Here is a 662-nt window from a genome sequence, read left to right on the forward strand (position 1 = left end):
GGCAGGTGGTGGCCTTCGTGCTGCTGTCGGTGGTGTCCATCCAGTGCTATCGGCGTTGGGGACGTTCGCATGGGCGGCAGAGCGATGCGCCGCTGTTGAACCGGCGCGCCGAGCAGTTGATCGGCCGGGTGGTGGTGATCGACCAGGACATCGTGGCGGGCAAGGGCCGGGCCAAGATCGACGACGCGTTCTGGGTGGTGGCTGGCCCGGATCTGCCTGCCGGCAGCCGGGTGCGGGTAGTGGCGGTGGAGGGGATGACGCTGAAGGTGCAGCAGGTCTGACGCAACGCCGCAGGCGTTGTGAAGTCGGTTCTGGGATAATCGAGGTCTTGCCTTCATTCCCCCGGAAAAACGGTCATGACCCAGAAGACGCTTCTCAACGASACCCAYCGCGCMCTCGGCGCCAAGATGGTCGAYTTCGGYGGCTGGGACATGCCSATCCAYTACGGTTCGCAGCTGGACGAGCACCACCTGGTGCGCAGCGACGCCGGCATGTTCGACGTCAGCCACATGACCGTGGTGGATCTGCGCGGTGCGCAGGTCAAGCCGTTCCTGCGCAAGCTGCTGGCCAACTCGGTGGACAAGCTCAAGGCGACCGGCAAGGCGCTGTACTCGTGCATGCTCAATCCGCGCGGCGGGGTCATCGATGACCTGATCGTGTAC

At 64.9% G+C, this 662-nt stretch carries 1 protein-coding gene and 1 pseudogene; both read left to right on the plus strand.

Going from position 1 to position 662, the window contains the following annotated elements; translation table 11 throughout:
• On the plus strand, positions 1–281 hold a 281-nt coding region (locus tag ACXJKJ_RS30810), incomplete at its 5' end, for an NfeD family protein (RefSeq protein WP_457395316.1).
• 75 nt (positions 282–356) lie between these two features.
• Positions 357–662: pseudogene (locus ACXJKJ_RS30815) on the plus strand (glycine cleavage system aminomethyltransferase GcvT); the annotation flags it as partial.

This window comes from Roseateles sp. P5_E1, assembly GCF_054049335.1.